Genomic DNA, 18,390 nt, shown 5'->3' with positions numbered 1-18,390 from the left:
ATGAGCGAATACTCTCTTTTCACTTCTGAATCCGTATCCGAAGGCCATCCGGACAAGATCGCGGACCAGATTTCCGATGCGGTGCTGGACGCCATCATCGCCAAGGACAAATACGCCCGCGTGGCCTGCGAGACCCTGGTGAAGACCGGCGTCGCCATCATCGCCGGCGAAGTCACCACCTCGGCCTGGGTCGACCTCGAAGAGCTGGTGCGCAAGGTCATCATCGACATCGGCTACAACAGCTCCGACGTCGGCTTCGACGGCGCCACCTGCGGCGTCATCAACATCATCGGCAAGCAGTCGGTGGACATCAACCAGGGCGTCGACCGCGCCAAGCCGGAAGACCAGGGCGCTGGCGACCAGGGCCTGATGTTCGGCTACGCGAGCAACGAAACCGACGTGCTGATGCCGGCGCCGATCTGCTTCTCCCACCGCCTGGTCGAGCGCCAGGCCGAAGCGCGCAAGTCCGGCCTGCTGCCGTGGCTGCGCCCGGACGCCAAGTCCCAGGTCACCTGCCGCTACGAAAACGGCAAGGTCGTCGGCATCGACGCCGTGGTGCTGTCCACCCAGCACAACCCGGACGTGTCCTATGTCGACATCCGCGAAGGCGTGATGGAGCTGATCATCAAGCACGTGCTGCCGGCCGAGCTGCTGCACAAGGACACCCAGTTCCACATCAACCCGACCGGTAACTTCGTGATCGGCGGCCCGGTGGGCGACTGCGGCCTGACCGGACGCAAGATCATCGTCGACTCCTACGGCGGCATGGCCCGTCACGGCGGCGGCGCCTTCTCCGGCAAGGACCCGTCCAAGGTCGACCGTTCGGCGGCCTACGCCGGCCGTTACGTGGCCAAGAACATCGTCGCCGCCGGCCTGGCCGAGCGCTGCGAGATCCAGGTCTCCTACGCCATCGGCGTGGCCCAGCCGACCTCCATCTCGCTGAACACCTTCGGCACCGGCAAGATCGGCGACGACAAGATCATCCAACTGGTCCGCGAGCACTTCGACCTGCGTCCGTACGCGATCACCAAGATGCTCGACCTGCTGCACCCGATGTACCAGCCGACCGCGGCCTACGGCCACTTCGGCCGCACCCCGTACGAGCTGACCGTGGACGGCGACACCTTCACCACCTTCACCTGGGAGCGCACCGACAAGGCCGCCGCCCTGCGTGAGGCCGCTGGTCTGTAAGGTTCCACGCGACAGGAAAAGCCCCGCTTCGGCGGGGCTTTTTCGTTTGCGCATCCGCTGAATCGGAAATATCCACAGGTGCGAACGGCGGCATCCGACAAGCCCGCCGCCTAGCCTGGGGCTTTCACGCGCAAGGATGCCCGCCATGAAAAAACTGCTCGCCGCCTGCCTGCTGCTCTGCACCACCCCACTCCTCGCCTGCCCCGACTGGCCGGCCGAACGCGCCCGACAGGAACTGCAAAGCTTGCGACAGCAGTTGGCTGACTGGGACGACGCCTATCACCGCCAAGGCCGGAGCGCGATCGCCGACGAACTCTACGACCAGGCGCGCGAACGCTTCGTCCAGTGGCAAGGCTGCTATCCACAACTCGGCATCACCGCGCCGCCAGCCCTGCCAGGCAGCCACGGCAAGCTGCGCCACCCGGTCGCCCACACCGGCCTGGACAAAGCACGCGACGCCGAAGCGGTACGGCAGTGGCTGGCCGGCCGAGACGACCTCTGGGTGCAACCGAAAGTCGACGGTGTCGCCGTCACCCTGGTCTACCAGGACGGCAAACTGAGCCAGGCGATCAGTCGCGGCGATGGCCTGCAGGGGCAGGACTGGACGGAGAACGCCCGGCGCATCCCGTCGCTGCCGACGCAACTGCCGGCCAGTGGCCGACTGGTCGTGCAAGGCGAGCTTTACTGGCGCCTGCCCGGCCACATCCAGGCCCGTCACGGCGGGCTCGGCGCACGCGGCAGGGTCGCCGGCCTGATGGCACGCCAGGACATCGGTGAGCAGGCGCAGCACCTCGGCCTGTTCGTCTGGGAACTGCCACTCGGCCCGCTGGACATGCCCGCTCGCCTGGAGCGCCTGAAGAACCTGGGCTTCGCCGACAGCGCCGCGCTGACCCTGCCGGCAACGGACTTCGCCGGCATCGAGCGGCAGCGCCAGCACTGGTACCGCCAGCCACTGCCCTTCGCCAGCGACGGCATCGTCATTCGCCAGGGCCGCCGGGCGTCCGGGCAGACCTGGCGCGCACAGCCGGCAAGCTGGGCGCTGGCCTGGAAGTACCCCTATTCGCACGCGCTCGCCGACGTCCGCCAGGTGCAGTTCAAGGTCGGCCGCAGCGGGCGCATCACGCCGCTGCTGCATCTGCAACCGGTGGAACTGGAAGGGCGGCGCATCGCCCGCGTCAGCCTCGGCTCGCTGCGCCGCTGGCAGACGCTCGATGTGCGCCCCGGCGACCAGGTGGCGATCGCCCTCGCCGGGCTGACCATTCCGCGCCTGGACAGCGTCGTCTGGCGTACCCCGCAACGAGCCGCGCTGGCCGTGCCGGACGCGGAGCGCTACCACCCCTTGAGTTGCTGGCGCGCGACGCCCGGCTGCGAGGAGCAGTTCCTCGCCCGCCTGGACTGGCTGGGCGGCGGCAAAGGCCTGCAACTGCAGGGCGTCGGACCGGGCACCTGGCGCGCCCTGCACGCAGCCGGGCATCTGCAAGGCTTGCTGGACTGGCTCGAGCTGGGGCCGGAGGCCCTGGCCGAGGTGCCCGGCTTCGCCGAGCGCCGGGCGGAGCGCCTGGCCGCGCAGTTCGACGCGGCCAGGCAACGGCCATTTCGCCAGTGGCTGCGTGCGCTCGGCCTGCCGGCGCCGGACAGCCTGACGGCCAGCGACGACTGGAGCAGCCTGGCCGCCCGTAGCGAGGCCCAATGGCGCCAGCGCCCCGGGGTTGGCGCGCAGCGCGCACGCCAGTTGCGCGCCTTCTTCGCTGACCCGGAGGTCCAGCGCCTGCGCCAGCGGCTGGCGGCCGCCGGGGTGCAGGGCTTCTGAGCCTCAGCGCATGTGGAAGGCTTCTTGGTGGAAATCGCGCAGCGGCATGCCAAGCCGGCCGAGGTCGCGGCGCAGCAGATCCGCCAGGCCCTGCGGGCCGCAGAACCACAGGCTCGGCCAACGGCCATTGGCGTCCGGCGCCAGCCCCAGGTCATCGGCCACCAGGTAACCGTCTTCCTCGCTGTAATGCACCTTCAGCTCGATACTCGGGAGCCCGTCGCAGAGTTCGCGCAAGCGCCCGGCATAGATGGCATCGGAAGGTTTGCGCACACAATAGTGCAGCGCCACGTCCGGGCAGTCCCGTGGGTTGCCCCGCAGCGACTCCAGCCAGGCGAGGAAGGGCGTGATGCCGATGCCGCCGGCGATCCACACCTGGCGCTCGCCACCGCGGCGGAAGTCAAAGCAGCCATAGGGGCCTTCGACCGTCACCGGGTCGCCGACCCGCAAGCCATCCTGCAGGCGCTGTGTGTAGTCGCCCAGGGCCTTGATGCTGAAGCGCACTTCGCCGTTGCCCTGGTCGGCGCTGGAAATACTGAAGGGATGCTGGCCTTCCAGGCGGTCGCTGGTGAGGAAAGCGAACTGGCCGGCACGATGCCGCCAAGCTCCCTGCAGGCGACAGGTCACTTCGAGCATGCGTTCGCCGGGACGCTCCAGCGCAACCACCACGCCACTGTAGGTGCGGCGTCGGCCGATTCGACCGCTCAGGGCAATGAGCGCGCACACCGAGCCCACGGCCGCGCACAAGGCCAGCAGCCAGCCGACCGGCTGAGTCCAGTAGTGCGCCGGGGCCAACACCAGCGAATGGAAAGCCAGAAGCAGATAGACCAGCGCCAGCACCTTATGCACATAGCGCCAGACGTGGTAGGGAAAGCGCTGCCAGAGGGTCAGCAGCAACATGCCGCCGAGCAGCCAGACCGACCATTCGCCAAGCTCCTTGGCCGAGCCACGGAACACATCGAGGAAGGTTCCCGCGCGCGGGCCCTTCAGCGGCTTGCCGAACAGCTCGGCGAGCAGCGGGCCGGACAGCTTCAGCAGGTAATGCGCCAGGCTCAGCGAAATGGCCAGGATGCCGGCCCACTTGTGCGCGCGGTACATCTTGTCCAGCCCGCCGAGGGGCCGTTCCAGCCACCCGGGGCGCACCGCCAGCAACATGATCAGCGACATCAGGGCAAAGGCGGCGACACCGCTGAAGAGAATGGCCTGACGACGCAGCACCCAGATATCCAGCGTCGCCGGCGGGTCGAGGAACAGCGCCAGGCCGAACAGCGCCAGTACGCTTGCTAGAACACCCCACACGAGTTTCATGATGCCTCCCTGGACGTAGCAGTCATGGGACCGAGCCTGCTGGCTCCGCTCAATCATCCCTGAACTGCGCAGGGGTTTGCCCGGCTGATCCCAGTCGCCATGACACAGGTCAAAAGCTGGGCAAACGCGGGCGCGCGGGCACACAATGCAAGCCTCTCCCAGTTGCCAGAGCCGCCATGCGCATCCGTGTTCTCTCCGACCTGCACCATGAACATTTCGCTGGCCGCCGCGAGCTGCCCGAGGTCGAGGCCGACCTGGTGGTGCTGGCCGGCGACATCCACGAACACCTGCAGGGCTTGCATTGGGCGCGCGAGACCTTCGCCGACACACCAGTGGTCTACGTGGCCGGCAACCATGAGTTCTACGACTCGGACCTGGCGGAGCTGACCCAGGCCATGCGCAACCTGGCCCGCGCCCTGGACATCCACTTCCTGGAAAACGACGAGGTGCTGATCGACGGCGTGCGCATCCTCGGCGCCACCCTGTGGACCGATTTCCATCTGTATGGCGAAGAAAGGCTCGCCCTGACCCTGGAGCGCGCGCAGCGGCTGATGCCGGACTTCAGTTGCGTGGACTACTTCGCCGCGCCCTTCACCCCGGCGCTGAGCCGTCAGCTATTCCAGGCCTCGCGCGACTGGCTGGCGGCACGTCTGGCCGAGCCCTTCGCCGGGCCGACCCTGGTGGTCAGCCACCACGCCCCCAGCGCGCGTTCGATTCCGCCGCAGTACGTCGGCGACAGCCTGTCACCGGCCTTCGCCTCGGACCTGGAAGAGTTGGTCGCGCAGTGTGATCTGTGGATACACGGCCACGTGCACGATGCACTGGACTACCGCATCGGTCGCGGCCGCGTGGTGGCCAACCCGGGCGGCTACCCGGGTGAGAGCGGGGGCTTCGATCCGTGGCGGATCATCGAGCTTTAGCGGTTGGCGACCGGCCGGCGCGCCCGGTCTGACTCAGAGCGCGCGGAATTTCTTGTGGCAGGCTTCGCAGGCGTCTTCCACCGCGGCGAGGTCCTTGCGCACGCCATCGGCGGTCGGCGTGGCCTGGCGGGTATTGGCTTCCAGGGCGGCGACCGTCTGCTGGAAGGTCTTGGCGTCAGCCTGGAACTCCAGTTGGCGCTGCCAGACTTCTTCCCTGGCGCGGGTATCGCCGCCCTCGTCGGCCGGCTTGGCGGTGGGGAAGTACTGCCAGGGCTGGCTCGCCAGTTCGTTGAGTTTGAGCGAGTCGCTACGGAACTTGTCGGCGTCGAACACTAGGCGCCCGCGCAGCATGCCACCCATGTCTTCGCTGGCGTGCAGCATCTGCTTGAAGATCGCCTGGCGCTTGGCCAGCGGCGAGTTCGGATCGAGGCGGTGACAGCCGGCCAGGGCGCTACCGGCCAACAGCAGAACGAACAGGGTCTTCAGCTTCATGGGTGACTCTTGCAGGCCAGACACGGAAGCGGCGGATTATCCGCCGCGACCGCTGAATGATCCAGAGCCGTCGGCATTCGCTGCGGCCATCCGCCGCAGCGACAAGTCATCCGTTCAGCCGCGGTTCAGGCGGAGATCACGAAGAAGCCGATGATCAGCCCCATGCCGACAAACCAGGCCAGCGAACGCAGGATGGCCAGGTCGGTGAGGTAGAAGGCCAGGTAGAGCACGCGGCTGGCGATCCAGGCGATGGCCAGGCGGTCGATGGTCGCGGGTTCGGCATTGCCGACCACGTAGGCCACCAGCACGGCGATGGCGAAGGCCGGGGTCACCTCGAAGCTGTTCAGTTGGAAATAGTGCGCGCGCTTGCGGTAGCCCTCCAGCCCGGAGAGGAAGGTGCGCGGGTCGTGGTTCTGCCTGGGGCCGAAGCCGCCACCGCTGAACTTGGCGATAGCAGTGCCCAGATAGGGCAGGAACAGGGCGATCAACACACACCAGAAGGCGATGGGCATGGCGAACTCTCAGGGGTTGGAAGAGACCAGTGTGCAGCGCTCTCGCGCCGCCATCCTTGGCCCGCTCGCGGCGAGCGGCGCTGCGCCGGTCAAGGGCCGGCGCCGATGCTACATCGCCACCACGCGGCTTTCACCCCACCAGCTCACCACTTCATCACCAGCATTCCCGCCAGCACCAGGCCATAGCTGGCCAGCACGCAGACGCCCGGCAAACCACGAATCCTCACGGCCGCCTGAATCGGCGGTGCCGCCGCCACGCGCTGGGCTAGACTGGCGGTTCAGCCCCCGCAAGAGCGCTCGCCATGCCCCGCCTGATCAAGTTTCTATTCTGCTACCTGCTGGTTTCGTTGCTCAGCGGCTGCGGCTACAACGCCATGCAGGCCAGCGACGAACAGGTCAAGGCAGCCTGGTCGGAAGTGCTCAACCAGTACCAGCGCCGCGCCGACCTGATCCCCAACCTGGTCAGCACGGTGAAAGGCTACGCCGCCCATGAGCAGGCCGTGCTGACCCAGGTGACCGAGGCCCGCGCGCGGGTCGGCAGCGTCAGCCTGAACGCCGACCAACTCGGCGACGAAGCGGCGGTGAAACGCTTCCAGCAGGCCCAGGGCGAACTCAGTTCCGCGCTGTCGCGCCTGCTGGTGGTCACCGAGAACTACCCGCAGCTCAAGGCCGATAGCCTGTTCAAGGACCTGCTGACCCAGCTCGAAGGCACCGAGAACCGCATCGCCGTGGCCCGCGGGCGTTACGTGAAGGCGGTGCAGGACTACAACGTGCTGATCCGCCAGTTCCCGCAGGCGATCACCGCGAAGATTTTCGGCTACCAGCCCAAGGCCAACTTCAGCGTGGAGAACGAAGCGGCCATTTCCAGCGCGCCCAAGGTCGACTTCGGCGCGCCACCCGCGCAACCCGCACAATGAGTCCGCGCCGCTGGCTGCTGCTGCTCGCCCTGCTGTGCTGGGGCGGGCTAGCGCTGGCCGCGCAGGTAGCGGTGCCGGCGCTGAACGCGCGGGTCACCGATCTCACCGGCACGCTCGACGCCGTGCAGCGGGCCAAACTCGAACAACAGTTGGCCGCGCTGGAACAGCGCAAGGGTGCGCAACTCGCCATCCTGCTGGTGCCCAGCAGCGGCGACGAGAGCATCGAGCAATACGCGGTGCGCGCCTTCGAGCAATGGAAACTGGGCCGCAAGAACATCGACGACGGCGTGCTTCTGGTCGTGGCCAAGGACGACCGCGCGCTGCGCATCGAGGTCGGCTACGGCCTGGAGGGCGCCATCACCGACGTGCTGGCCGGGCGCATCATCCGCGAGCAGGTGGTGCCACGCTTCCAGCAGGGCGACTATGCCGGCGGCATCCAGGCCGCGGTGGACAGCCTGGAAACGCTGATCAACGGCGAAGCGCTGCCTGCTCCGTCAGGCGACGACGGCAGCCACCTGCCCGGCGATCCACTGGCCTGGCTGTTCGTGCTGACGCTGGGCGTGCCCTTCCTCAGCGGCCTGCTACCGGTCCCGCTGCCCCAGCAGAAGCTGGCGCGCTTCCTGGTCTACAGCGTGCTGGTCGGGGTTCTGTCCGGCCTTGGCAGCCTGTTCTTCTTCACCGGCATCGGGCGCGTGCTGCTCAACGGCGGCATCGGCTTCTTCTTCGCCCTGGCCATCTATGTGCTGATGCTCTTCCGCGGCGGCGGCGGTGGCATGCGCGGGGGCGGCGGTTTCGGCGGTGGCCTTGGCGGGGGCGGCGGCTTCAGTGGCGGCGGGGGGACCAGCGGCGGCGGCGGAGCCTCCGGCCGCTGGTGACGGTGGGCCGCCTCAGACCTCGGGGATATCCTCGTCCTTGAACTGGTCCTTGATATAGAGGATGTGCGTCTTGCCGTGGGGCGCCGGCAGGCCGTCGGGACCGATGTTGACGAAGACCATCTTGTCGATGGTGAGGATGCTCTTGCGGGTGATCTTGTTGCGCACTTCGCAGGTCAGGGTGATGGAGGTGCGACCGAACTCGGTGGCGGTGATACCCATCTCGATGATGTCGCCCTGGCGCGCCGAGCTGACGAAGTTGATCTCCGAAATGAACTTGGTGACCACGCGTTCGTTGCCCAACTGAACGATGGCGTAGATCGCCGCCTCTTCATCGATCCAGCGCAGCAGGCTGCCACCGAACAGGGTGCCGTTCGGGTTGAGGTCTTCGGGCTTGACCCATTTGCGGGTGTGGAAATTCATGGAAACTCCTTGCTGATGCGCCTTGTGGGCGCGCTGACGGAAATCGTCCGCCGACGACGCGATGGAGCCGCTCAGCCCAGACCGGCCTCGGCGCGGTAGACGCGCGCCTCTTCGATCAACCAGTCGCGGAAGGCCCGGACGATGTTCGACTCCACCTTGCGCTCGGGAATCATCAGGTAGTAGGCATTTTCACTCAAATAGGCATGTTGCATAGGCACCACCAGGCTGCCGTCGGCCAATTCCCGCTGGATCAGCATCGGCGGAATCAGCGCCACGCCCATGCCATGCATGGCCGCCTGGGCGAGCATGGAAAACAGCTCGTAGCGGGTGCCGGTCATATCGTGGGCGACATTCAGCCCCAGCGAGCCGAACCACTGGCGCCAGGCATAGGGCCGGGTGGTCTGCTGCATCAGCGGCAGCGCGGCGATCTCCTCGGCGCCCAGCGTGCTGCGGCCGTCGAGCAACTCAGCGCTGCACACCGGCACCGGGTTCTCGCGCATGAGGAAGTGCGCCGCGGTGCCCGACCAGACGCCGTCGCCGAAATACAGCGCGGCGTCGAAGTCGGTATCGGCGAAGAGGAACGGCCGGGTGCGGTTGGTCAGGTTGACCGTGACTTCCGGGTACAGCCGCTTGAAGACTTTCAGGCGCGGCAGCAGCCATTGGGTGGCGAAGGTCGGCACCACCGCCAGCTCGATGGTCCCGCCACCCTGCTGGCCCATCACCGCCAGGGTATCGCGCTCCACCGCATCCAGCCGCGCGGCGATGCGCCGGCTGTAGCCCAGCCCCGCCTCGGTCAGCTTGACCCCGCGCCGCGAGCGGCGAAACAGCTCGACGCCAAGGAACTCTTCGAGCCCGGCGATCTGCCGGCAAATCGCGCTCTGTGTCAGCGACAACTCTTCCGCTGCCTTGGTGAAGCTCTCGTGGCGCGCCGCCGATTCGAAACTGACCAGCGCCGCGGTGGTGGGAATCTTGCGCCGCATCGAATGCCTCTAGGGAATCTCGTGATCGGCCGCGCCTGGGGACAGGCAATTCAAACGACCGTTTCAGCCATTGACCTGGATCACGGAGTGAGAAAATAGCACAACAGCGTGCGAATTAGTCGGTTGCCGGGCTTCCCGACCGCTGACTAGGATCGGGTTCACTGTGCCCGCCTACACTGAGCGGGTGATCCCCCGACTGCCCTGAGGTAACCCGATGGCCCCCAAAGCAAGCTTCAACTGGGAAGACCCGCTGCTGCTGGATCAGCAACTCACCGAAGAAGAGCGCATGGTCCGCGACAGCGCCCAGCAGTTCGCCCAGGACAAGCTGGCCCCGCGCGTACTGGAAGCCTTCCGTCACGAACAGACCGACCCGGCGATCTTCCGCGAGATGGGCGAGACCGGCCTGCTCGGCGCAACCATCCCCAGCGAATACGGTGGCAGCGGCCTGAACTATGTGTGCTACGGCCTGATCGCCCGCGAAGTCGAACGCGTCGACTCCGGCTATCGCTCGATGATGAGCGTGCAGTCCTCGCTGGTGATGGTGCCGATCTACGAATTCGGCAACGAAGCCACCCGTCAGAAATACCTGCCGAAACTGGCCAGCGGCGAATGGATCGGCTGCTTCGGCCTGACCGAACCGAACCACGGCTCCGACCCGGGCTCGATGATCACCCGCGCCCGCAAGGTCGACGGCGGCTATCGCCTGACCGGCAACAAGATGTGGATCACCAACAGCCCGATCGCCGACGTCTTCGTGGTCTGGGGCAAGGATGACGAAGGCCAGATCCGCGGCTTCGTGCTGGAAAAAGGCTGGGAAGGCCTGAGCGCCCCGGCGATCCACGGCAAGGTCGGCCTGCGCGCGTCGATCACCGGCGAAATCGTGATGGACAACGTGTTCGTCCCGGAAGAGAACGCCTTCCCCGAAGTGCGCGGCCTGCGCGGCCCGTTCACCTGCCTGAACTCGGCCCGCTACGGCATTTCCTGGGGCGCCCTGGGCGCCGCCGAAGCCTGCTGGCATACCGCCCGCCAGTACACCCTGGACCGCAAGCAGTTCGGCCGCCCGCTGGCCGCCAACCAGCTGATCCAGAAGAAACTGGCCGACATGCAGACCGAAATCACCCTGGCCCTACAAGGCTGCCTGCGCCTGGGCCGGATGAAGGACGAAGGCACCGCGGCGGTGGAAATCACCTCGATCATGAAGCGCAACAGCTGCGGCAAGGCGCTGGACATCGCGCGCATGGCCCGCGACATGCTCGGCGGCAACGGCATCTCCGACGAGTTCGGCGTGGCCCGTCACCTGGTCAACCTGGAAGTGGTCAACACCTACGAGGGAACCCACGACGTCCATGCGCTGATCCTCGGTCGCGCGCAAACCGGCATCCAGGCCTTCTTCTGATGCCAGGCGCCGCCCCTGCCGGGGCGGCGTCACCCCCTTCCTCTGCCCGCAGAGGAACCCGGGGAGGGTACGTCCCCCGGCCCTCCCCGCCCTTTTCGTTGCGTTACAAGGTGATCCCATGTCCGGCGCCCTCTCGCATATCCGTGTCCTCGACCTCTCCCGCGTTCTCGCCGGCCCCTGGGCCGGGCAGATCCTCGCCGACCTCGGCGCCGAAGTGATCAAGATCGAGCGCCCCGGCTGCGGCGACGACACCCGCGCCTGGGGCCCGCCGTTCCTCAAGGACGCCGAAGGGCGCGACACCAGCGAAGCGGCCTACTACCTGTCGGCCAACCGCAACAAGAAATCCGTCACCGTCGATTTCACCCAGCCCGAAGGCCAGCGCCTGGTGCGTGAGTTAGCGGCGAAATCGGACATCGTCCTGGAGAACTTCAAGGTCGGCGGTCTCAAGGCCTATGGCCTCGACTACGCCTCGCTGAAGCAGCTCAACCCGAGGCTGATCTACTGCTCCATCACCGGCTTCGGCCAGACCGGCCCCTACGCCAAGCGCGCCGGCTACGACTTCATGATCCAGGGCCTCGGCGGGCTGATGAGCATCACCGGCCGCTCCGATAGCGAAGAAGGCGCCGGCCCGGTGAAGGTCGGCGTAGCCCTCACCGACATCCTCACCGGCCTGTATTCGGCCACCGCCGTGCTCGCCGCCCTGGCCCACCGCGATGTCAGCGGCATCGGCCAGCACATCGACATGGCCTTGCTCGACGTGCAGGTCGCCTGCCTGGCCAACCAGACCCTGAACTACCTGACCACCGGCATCCCGCCGCGCCGGCTGGGCAACGCCCACCCGAACATCGTGCCCTACCAGGACTTCCCCACCGCCGACGGCGACTTCATCCTCACCGTCGGCAACGACGGCCAGTTCCGCAAGTTCGCCGAGCTGGCCGGCCACCCGGAATGGGCCGACGACCCGCGTTTCGCCAGCAACCAGGCACGGGTCGCCCATCGCGATGTGCTGATCCCGCTGGTCCGCCAAGCCACGGTGATGCGCACCACCGCCGAATGGATCGCCGCCCTGGAGCAGGCCAGCGTGCCCTGCGGGCCGATCAACGATCTGTCACAGGTGTTCGCCGATCCCCAGGTGATCGCCCGCGGCCTGCGCGTCGAGCTGCCGCACCCGCTGGCTGGCAGCGTGCCGCAGGTAGCCAGCCCGATCCGCCTGTCCGAGACCCCGGTGGAATACCGCAACGCCCCGCCGACCCTCGGCCAGCACACCCTGCAAATCCTCGAAGACGTGCTCGGTCTGGACGAAACGGCCATCGGCAAACTGCGCGAGCAGGGCGTCATCTGAACAACGCACCCGCCGCACGGCGGGTGCTTTCCGAGCCTCCCCGGATTGGCGCCCCGCCAGGGTTTTCACGGCCCCTGTCGGGGCGTCGCCGGGGCCCCGAACCCAAACCGCTCCAGGCCGCTTGCCGCCACCCCGGACGCGACGACCCACGGGCCGATCGATCATTCAGACGGTCTGAATCGCCGCACAAGCGACGGAAAGCCTTTGGCTTGCCCGGCGGCATCGCTATAATCCGCAGGCTTTATTCGGCCGGCACCGCTCCGGCCGCTCCCGCCACCCGTCCGAGGGGCGCTGCAGCAGGCTGGAAGGCTGTTTTCGATCATGCAGGCCGCAGGTTTTTCCTGCGCCGTCCAGGCAGATCCCAATCAGCGTCCACCTGTCAGGCTCGGATGGGGCGCGTCCCGGCCGGCATCCGCCGACCGCCAAACGCATCAACGGCGCCCATTCGCAGACAACGAATGGAGAGTTACGCATGAGCGCTGTCATGACGCCTGCCGGTTTCAACGACTTCAAGGTCGCCGACATTTCCCTGGCCGCCTGGGGCCGCCGCGAGCTGATCATCGCCGAATCGGAAATGCCCGCACTGATGGGCCTGCGCCGCAAGTACGCGGCCAGCCAACCGCTGAAAGGCGCGAAGATCCTCGGCTGCATCCACATGACCATCCAGACCGGCGTGCTCATCGAGACCCTGGTCGCCCTCGGCGCCGAAGTGCGCTGGTCTTCCTGCAACATCTTCTCGACCCAGGACCAGGCCGCGGCCGCCATCGCCGCCGCCGGCATCCCGGTATTCGCCTGGAAGGGCGAGACCGAGGAAGAGTACGAGTGGTGCATCGAGCAGACCATCCTGAAAGATGGCCAACCGTGGGACGCCAACATGGTGCTGGACGACGGCGGTGACCTGACCGAGATCCTGCACAAGAAATACCCGGCGATGCTGGAGAAGATCCACGGCATCACCGAAGAAACCACCACCGGCGTGCACCGCCTGCTCGACATGCTCAAGGCCGGCACCCTGAAAGTACCGGCGATCAACGTCAACGACTCGGTGACCAAGAGCAAGAACGACAACAAGTACGGCTGCCGCCACAGCCTCAACGACGCCATCAAGCGTGGCACCGACCACCTGCTGTCGGGCAAGCAGGCGCTGGTAATCGGCTACGGCGACGTGGGCAAGGGTTCGGCCCAGTCCCTGCGTCAGGAAGGCATGATCGTCAAGGTCTCGGAAGTCGACCCGATCTGCGCCATGCAGGCCTGCATGGACGGCTTCGAAGTGGTTTCGCCTTACAAGAACGGCCTCAATGACGGCAGCGAAGCCAGCGTCGACGCCGCGCTGCTGGGCAAGATCGACCTGATCGTCACCACCACCGGCAACGTCAACGTCTGCGATGCCAACATGCTCAAGGCCCTGAAGAAGCGCGCCGTGGTCTGCAACATCGGCCACTTCGACAACGAGATCGACACCGCCTTCATGCGCAAGACCTGGGCCTGGGAAGAAGTGAAGCCGCAGGTGCACAAGATTCACCGCACCGGCAAGGACGGCTTCGATCCGCTCAATGACGACTACCTGATCCTGCTCGCCGAAGGCCGCCTGGTGAACCTGGGCAATGCCACCGGCCACCCGTCGCGGATCATGGACGGCTCCTTCGCCAACCAGGTGCTGGCGCAGATCCACCTGTACGAGCGGAAGTTCGCCGCACTGCCGGCCGCCGAAAAGGCCCAGCGCCTGAGCGTCGAAGTGCTGCCGAAGAAACTCGACGAGGAAGTCGCCCTGGAGATGGTCAAAGGCTTCGGTGGCGTGGTCACCCGACTGACCCCGAAACAGGCCGAGTACATCGGCGTGACCGTGGAAGGCCCGTTCAAGCCGGACACCTACCGCTACTAAGGCCACTGGCTGCAAGCGACAGGCTTCGGCCCGGGCCGCGCGTCCGGGCCCGGAGCCTGTGGCTCCGAAGGAATCGCTATGTCTCAAGAACGCCGCTACAGCTTCGAGTTCTTCCCCGCGAAAACCGAAGCCGGGCATGAAAAACTGCTGGCCACCGCGCGCCAACTGGCCAGCTACAAACCGGACTTTTTCTCCTGCACCTACGGCGCCGGCGGCTCGACCCGCGACCGCACCCTGAGCACCGTGCTGCAACTGGACGGTGAGGTGAAGGTGCCCACCGCGCCCCATCTGTCCTGCGTCGGCGACTCCAAAGCCGATCTGCGCGCCCTGCTCGCCCAGTACAAGGCCGCCGGCATCCGCCGCATCGTCGCCCTGCGCGGCGACCTGCCGTCGGGCATGGGCATGGCCAGCGGCGAGCTGCGCTACGCCAACGAGCTGGTGGAGTTCATCCGCAGCGAAACCGGCGAGCATTTCCACATCGAAGTCGCCGCCTATCCGGAAGTCCACCCGCAGGCACGCAATTTCGAGGACGATCTGGCGAACTTCGCGCGCAAAGCCAAGGCGGGCGCCAACAGTGCGATCACCCAGTACTTCTTCAACGCCGACAGCTACTTCTACTTCGTCGAACGCGCGGCGAAGCTCGGCGTGGAGATTCCGGTGGTGCCGGGCATCATGCCGATCACCAACTACTCCAAGCTCGCACGCTTTTCCGATGCCTGCGGCGCAGATATCCCCCGCTGGATCCGCAAGCAACTGGAAGCCTACGGTGACGACATCTCCAGCATCCAGGCCTTTGGCGAAGACGTCATCAGCGACATGTGCGAACGCCTGCTGGCGGGCGGCGCACCGGGCTTGCATTTCTACACCCTGAACCAGGCCGAGCCGAGCCTGGCGATCTGGAAGAACCTGCAACTTCCCCGCTGAAGGAAGAGCCGGACCGCCGCCACGGCGGCGGTTCATTCACATGGAAGATGGCGACGGCAGATGGCATGGCAGACACGACTCACGCACTGATCTACCTGGTCTATGGCCGGCAGACCTACCATCAGGAAGCGCTGTTCAGCATTGCCAGCGCCTACGCGCGCTTGCGCGAAACGCCCGGCGAGCAACTGGACGTTCAGGTCTTCACCGACAACGCCGCCGCCTACCAGGGACTGCCGATTCAGGTCCACAAGCTCAGCGAAGAAGCGCTGCGCGCCTGGCAGCAGCCCCACGGGTACCATTTCCGCGCCAAGCATGCGGTGCTGCGGGAAGTCCTTCAGCAGCGGCCTCGCGCGGCGCTGATCGATACCGACACCTTCTTCCGCCATTCGCCGGCCAAACTCTTCGCGCGCATCCGCAACGGATACCTGCTGTGCAACGCCATCAATCCGAGGCTGGCCGACACACCGCGCGACTTCGCCTTCAAGCAACTGATCGACCACCTGAAGGGCCGCGAGCAGATCGACGAGCAGATGCCACTGATCAATTCCGGCGTCATCGGACTGACCCAGGAAAATGCCGATACGCTCGACCGTTCGTTGGAATTGATGGATGAACTCTATCCAATTGCCCCCAGTGTCTATACTCTTGAAGAGTTTGTTCTTGCCGTTGCCGCTTACAAGCGACTGGAACTGGTCGATTGCACTGACCTGATCCACCATTACTGGAGCCGGAAGCAGCTGTTCCGCGCGAAAATCCAGGCATGGCTGAACAAGCACGAATCATCCCTTCTCAGCACTTCGGCTCTCGATGACACTCAGCTGGTGACGGATCGCCTGCCACGTCCTCCGCGTGCCTCGCGCCTGCTGTACAAGCTGAGAACCCTGCCGTTGCCGGCGGCGATGCGCCAATTCAGCATCGAGCTGTTCTACGGCTGCCACGACTACGACAATGAGTTCGACCGGGCATGCGGCCCCGTCTGGTGGGAGAAAGCCGCGACCAACGCAATAGAGCGCCATCCGGATCTACCGGTGGAGGAACTGCTCGGCGATTGGCTGAATCACAAGGTGTTGCGTAACCTCCTGGGCCACCGGCTCGAGGAAATTAGACGGCACCTGCGCCAGCAGGACTTGCTCTGAAAGCTGTAGTCCGCTGGCCTTGCGTCAGGCTCCCCCACCCAGAGCCCGATGCGCCCCGGCTTCCCCGTCCCCGTGGAAGCACGAGGTGGCGCCCGCGAGGGCACCTGCTACTGGAACGGCCAGGAGCGCATACGCAGCGCTCCAGCCGCCCTTCCCCCCTTCGCGGGGCCGAAGGGCAGAGAGGAGTTCAATGAACTTGGTGCTTACACATTCGCCGGCCACTGGCCGGCCCATATAGGAATACCCGCATGTCCTTTTCCTCCCTCGGCCTGTCCGAGGCGCTAGCCCGCGCAGTAGAGGCTGCGGGCTACAGCCAGCCTACCCCCGTTCAGCAACGGGCCATCCCCGCCGTCCTGCAAGGCCGCGACCTGATGGTCGCCGCGCAGACCGGCACCGGCAAGACCGGCGGCTTCGCCCTCCCGGTACTTGAGCGCCTGTTCCCCGAAGGCCACCCCGACCGCGAACACCGCCATGGCCCACGCCAGGCACGCGTACTGGTGCTGACCCCGACCCGCGAGCTGGCGGCCCAAGTGCATGACAGCTTCAAGATCTACGCCCGCGACCTGCCGATGAAAAGCGCCTGCATCTTCGGCGGCGTCGGCATGAATCCCCAGGTCCAGGCCATGTCCAAGGGTGTCGACATCCTGGTCGCCTGCCCCGGCCGCCTGCTCGACCTGATCGGACAGGGCAGCGTCGACCTTTCCCATGTGGAAATCCTGGTGCTCGACGAAGCCGACCGCATGCTCGACATGGGCTTCATCCATGACGTCAAGAAGGTCCTCGCCAAGCTGCCGCCCAAGCGTCAGAACCTGCTGTTCTCGGCGACCTTCTCGAAAGACATCACCGACCTGGCCAACAAGCTGCTGCATAACCCGGAGCGCATCGAGGTCACCCCGCCGAACACCACGGTGGAGCGCATCGAGCAGCGCGTGTTCCGCATCCCGGCCGTACAGAAGCGCGTGCTGCTGGCACACCTGGTCACCATCGGCGCCTGGGAACAGGTGCTGGTCTTCACCCGTACCAAGCATGGCGCCAACCGCCTCGCCGAGTACCTGAGCAAACACGGCCTGCCGGCCGCGGCGATCCACGGCAACAAGAGCCAGAACGCGCGGACCAAGGCCCTGGCCGACTTCAAGGCCAACGAAGTACGCATCCTGGTGGCCACCGATATCGCCGCCCGCGGCCTGGACATCGACCAATTGCCCCACGTGGTCAACTACGAGTTGCCCAACGTCGAGGAAGACTACGTTCACCGCATCGGCCGTACCGGTCGGGCCGGACGCAGCGGCGAGGCGATCTCGCTGGTCGCGCCGGAGGAAGAGAAGCTGCTCAAGGCCATCGAGCGCCTGACCAAGCAGCAGATTCCGACCGGCGACATGCAAGGCTTCGACCCGGACATGGTGCTGCCCGAAGTGGCCCTGCCGGAAGCCAAGGAAGCCCCGCAGCGCCAGCCGCGCAAAGACAAGGCCAAGCGTGGCGAGCGCAAGGAACGCAGCAAGGAACAACCGCAGGAGCGTGGCGAAGCGGCCCAGGCTGGCGCGGAAGGCGCCTCCGGCGAGAAGCCGGCCAGCAAGCGCCGTCGCCGTGGCGGCAAGGGCAAGAACAAAGGCGAAGGCCAGGCTCAAGCCCAGGGCCAGCCGCAGGCGCCGCGTGGCGAAGGCCAGCCGCGCCAGCAGCAACCGCGTACCGACCGGCAGCCCAAGGCGCCACGTCCGCTCGCTGCCGACGGCAATCGTGACCCCGAGGAATTCCTCGACGACGACTTCGACAACTTCGGTAACCGCGCCGACTACGTCAGCCCCTATCCGGACAAGGACCAGCAGCGCGGCCAGCGCCGCCGCCAGGGTGGCGCTCAGCCGGGCCAAGGCCAGGCCGGCCAACGCGGCCGGGCACAGGGCCAAGGCCAACAAGGCCAAGCTCAGGGCCAGGGCCGCAGCCAGGCCGGGCAAGGCGGCCAGGGCGGCCAGGGCGGCCGTGGCAAAAACAACGGTGGACAGGCACGCACCGGCCAGGCGGGTAACGCCCAGGGCCAGGGCAAGCAGCGCAGCGCGCGCAACAAGCGTGGCGGCCAGGGCCGCAGCGACATTTCGCGGATGAACGATGCACCGCTGCGCGAGCCGTCCGAATACGGCGCCGCCAAGCCGACCCGCCAGCCGGTGGTGATCAACAAGCGCGATCTGTTGCGCACCGATCGCTTCCCCACCGCCGAGCAGTTGGAAGAGCTGGAGCCGCGCCGCAAGACCGAGCGCCCGGCCCTGCTCACGCGTAACCGCTGAGTCGACGCCCAA

At 66.5% G+C, this 18,390-nt stretch carries 16 protein-coding genes and 1 riboswitch; of the genes, 11 read left to right on the top strand and 5 right to left on the bottom strand.

Translation table 11 applies throughout. The features are described from left to right. Both metK and ligB read left to right on the top strand, forming a co-directional pair. Entirely contained in the window at positions 1-1,191 is a 1,191-nt protein-coding gene (metK, locus tag BLQ74_RS19835) for a methionine adenosyltransferase (RefSeq protein WP_090265423.1), read from the top strand. Positions 1,192-1,336: 145 nt separating this feature from the next. Next, on the top strand, positions 1,337-3,001 hold the full coding sequence (ligB, locus tag BLQ74_RS19830) for an NAD-dependent DNA ligase LigB (protein ID WP_090265421.1): 1,665 nt from the start codon (positions 1,337-1,339) through the stop codon (positions 2,999-3,001). A gap of 3 nt (positions 3,002-3,004) precedes the next feature. Here ligB and BLQ74_RS19825 read toward each other — a convergent pair whose 3' ends face one another. Continuing rightward, positions 3,005-4,306 (bottom strand): ferredoxin reductase family protein, encoded by a 1,302-nt coding sequence (locus BLQ74_RS19825; RefSeq protein ID WP_090265419.1) that lies wholly within the window; start codon positions 4,304-4,306, stop codon positions 3,005-3,007. A gap of 176 nt (positions 4,307-4,482) precedes the next feature. On the opposite strand from BLQ74_RS19825, the gene BLQ74_RS19820 reads away from it, so the two are divergent. After that, positions 4,483-5,226, top strand: coding sequence for a metallophosphoesterase (locus BLQ74_RS19820; RefSeq protein ID WP_090265417.1), 744 nt, complete (start codon positions 4,483-4,485; stop codon positions 5,224-5,226). Between the two features lie 33 nt (positions 5,227-5,259). Here the strand turns inward: BLQ74_RS19820 and BLQ74_RS19815 are convergent, their stop codons facing one another. Both BLQ74_RS19815 and BLQ74_RS19810 read right to left on the bottom strand, forming a co-directional pair. Continuing rightward, positions 5,260-5,718, bottom strand: a complete 459-nt coding sequence (locus BLQ74_RS19815; RefSeq protein WP_090265415.1) for a c-type cytochrome — start codon at positions 5,716-5,718, stop codon at positions 5,260-5,262. A 125-nt stretch (positions 5,719-5,843) separates the two neighbouring features. Continuing rightward, complete coding sequence (locus tag BLQ74_RS19810; RefSeq protein ID WP_090265413.1) at positions 5,844-6,230, bottom strand: MAPEG family protein; 387 nt, start codon at positions 6,228-6,230, stop codon at positions 5,844-5,846. Positions 6,231-6,532: 302 nt separating this feature from the next. Here BLQ74_RS19810 and BLQ74_RS19805 point away from each other — a divergent pair, with 302 nt between their 5' ends. After that, complete coding sequence (locus BLQ74_RS19805) at positions 6,533-7,147, top strand: LemA family protein (protein ID WP_090265411.1); 615 nt, start codon at positions 6,533-6,535, stop codon at positions 7,145-7,147. Further along, a complete protein-coding gene (locus BLQ74_RS19800) occupies positions 7,144-8,022 on the top strand; it encodes a TPM domain-containing protein (protein WP_090265409.1) in 879 nt (292 codons plus the stop codon). Before BLQ74_RS19805 ends, BLQ74_RS19800 begins: the two co-directional genes overlap by 4 nt. 12 nt (positions 8,023-8,034) lie before the next feature. On the opposite strand, the gene BLQ74_RS19795 is transcribed toward BLQ74_RS19800, so the two are convergent. Beyond that, positions 8,035-8,442, bottom strand: a complete 408-nt coding sequence (locus BLQ74_RS19795; RefSeq protein ID WP_090265407.1) for an acyl-CoA thioesterase — start codon at positions 8,440-8,442, stop codon at positions 8,035-8,037. 71 nt (positions 8,443-8,513) lie between these two features. Beyond that, the gene (locus BLQ74_RS19790) at positions 8,514-9,422 is read right to left on the bottom strand and encodes a LysR family transcriptional regulator (RefSeq protein ID WP_090265405.1); all 909 of its coding nucleotides are present in this window, start codon (positions 9,420-9,422) and stop codon (positions 8,514-8,516) included. Positions 9,423-9,636: 214 nt separating this feature from the next. Between BLQ74_RS19790 and BLQ74_RS19785 the strand changes: the two genes are divergently transcribed. From BLQ74_RS19785 to rhlE2, 6 genes are all read left to right on the top strand, one after another. Further along, positions 9,637-10,818, top strand: a complete 1,182-nt coding sequence (locus tag BLQ74_RS19785; RefSeq protein ID WP_090265403.1) for an acyl-CoA dehydrogenase — start codon at positions 9,637-9,639, stop codon at positions 10,816-10,818. Positions 10,819-10,936: 118 nt separating this feature from the next. Then, positions 10,937-12,160 (top strand): CaiB/BaiF CoA transferase family protein, encoded by a 1,224-nt coding sequence (locus BLQ74_RS19780; RefSeq protein WP_090265401.1) that lies wholly within the window; start codon positions 10,937-10,939, stop codon positions 12,158-12,160. A 277-nt stretch (positions 12,161-12,437) separates the two neighbouring features. Continuing rightward, positions 12,438-12,610: riboswitch (S-adenosyl-L-homocysteine riboswitch) on the top strand. Positions 12,611-12,632: 22 nt separating this feature from the next. Next, positions 12,633-14,042 (top strand): adenosylhomocysteinase, encoded by a 1,410-nt coding sequence (gene ahcY, locus BLQ74_RS19775; protein ID WP_090265398.1) that lies wholly within the window; start codon positions 12,633-12,635, stop codon positions 14,040-14,042. A 78-nt stretch (positions 14,043-14,120) separates the two neighbouring features. Then, entirely contained in the window at positions 14,121-14,966 is an 846-nt protein-coding gene (gene metF, locus BLQ74_RS19770; protein WP_090265395.1) for a methylenetetrahydrofolate reductase [NAD(P)H], read from the top strand. A 65-nt stretch (positions 14,967-15,031) separates the two neighbouring features. Further along, positions 15,032-16,102 carry a hypothetical protein gene (locus tag BLQ74_RS19765; protein ID WP_090265393.1) on the top strand — a complete coding sequence of 357 codons (1,071 nt, stop codon included), beginning with the start codon at positions 15,032-15,034 and terminating at the stop codon, positions 16,100-16,102. A gap of 248 nt (positions 16,103-16,350) precedes the next feature. Then, positions 16,351-18,378 carry an RNA helicase RhlE2 gene (gene rhlE2 / locus BLQ74_RS19760; protein WP_090265390.1) on the top strand — a complete coding sequence of 676 codons (2,028 nt, stop codon included), beginning with the start codon at positions 16,351-16,353 and terminating at the stop codon, positions 18,376-18,378. Positions 18,379-18,390: the final 12 nt, after the last annotated feature.

The organism is Pseudomonas panipatensis (genome assembly GCF_900099785.1).
In the GTDB taxonomy this organism is placed as follows: Bacteria; Pseudomonadota; Gammaproteobacteria; order Pseudomonadales; family Pseudomonadaceae; genus Pseudomonas; species Pseudomonas panipatensis.
Note: the sequence above shows the minus strand (reverse complement) of the source record. Positions and strands in the feature narration are given on the sequence as shown.

What these genes read in the sequence shown, in the direction of transcription:
- metK (WP_090265423.1), top strand. Translation starts at nt 1, where the DNA reads ATGAGCGAATACTCTCTTTTCACTTCTGAATCCGTATCCGAAGGCCAT.
- ligB (WP_090265421.1), top strand. Translation starts at nt 1,337, where the DNA reads ATGAAAAAACTGCTCGCCGCCTGCCTGCTGCTCTGCACCACCCCACTC.
- BLQ74_RS19825 (WP_090265419.1), bottom strand. Translation starts at nt 4,306, where the DNA reads ATGAAACTCGTGTGGGGTGTTCTAGCAAGCGTACTGGCGCTGTTCGGC.
- BLQ74_RS19820 (WP_090265417.1), top strand. Translation starts at nt 4,483, where the DNA reads ATGCGCATCCGTGTTCTCTCCGACCTGCACCATGAACATTTCGCTGGC.
- BLQ74_RS19815 (WP_090265415.1), bottom strand. Translation starts at nt 5,718, where the DNA reads ATGAAGCTGAAGACCCTGTTCGTTCTGCTGTTGGCCGGTAGCGCCCTG.
- BLQ74_RS19810 (WP_090265413.1), bottom strand. Translation starts at nt 6,230, where the DNA reads ATGCCCATCGCCTTCTGGTGTGTGTTGATCGCCCTGTTCCTGCCCTAT.
- BLQ74_RS19805 (WP_090265411.1), top strand. Translation starts at nt 6,533, where the DNA reads ATGCCCCGCCTGATCAAGTTTCTATTCTGCTACCTGCTGGTTTCGTTG.
- BLQ74_RS19800 (WP_090265409.1), top strand. Translation starts at nt 7,144, where the DNA reads ATGAGTCCGCGCCGCTGGCTGCTGCTGCTCGCCCTGCTGTGCTGGGGC.
- BLQ74_RS19795 (WP_090265407.1), bottom strand. Translation starts at nt 8,442, where the DNA reads ATGAATTTCCACACCCGCAAATGGGTCAAGCCCGAAGACCTCAACCCG.
- BLQ74_RS19790 (WP_090265405.1), bottom strand. Translation starts at nt 9,422, where the DNA reads ATGCGGCGCAAGATTCCCACCACCGCGGCGCTGGTCAGTTTCGAATCG.
- BLQ74_RS19785 (WP_090265403.1), top strand. Translation starts at nt 9,637, where the DNA reads ATGGCCCCCAAAGCAAGCTTCAACTGGGAAGACCCGCTGCTGCTGGAT.
- BLQ74_RS19780 (WP_090265401.1), top strand. Translation starts at nt 10,937, where the DNA reads ATGTCCGGCGCCCTCTCGCATATCCGTGTCCTCGACCTCTCCCGCGTT.
- ahcY (WP_090265398.1), top strand. Translation starts at nt 12,633, where the DNA reads ATGAGCGCTGTCATGACGCCTGCCGGTTTCAACGACTTCAAGGTCGCC.
- metF (WP_090265395.1), top strand. Translation starts at nt 14,121, where the DNA reads ATGTCTCAAGAACGCCGCTACAGCTTCGAGTTCTTCCCCGCGAAAACC.
- BLQ74_RS19765 (WP_090265393.1), top strand. Translation starts at nt 15,032, where the DNA reads ATGGCAGACACGACTCACGCACTGATCTACCTGGTCTATGGCCGGCAG.
- rhlE2 (WP_090265390.1), top strand. Translation starts at nt 16,351, where the DNA reads ATGTCCTTTTCCTCCCTCGGCCTGTCCGAGGCGCTAGCCCGCGCAGTA.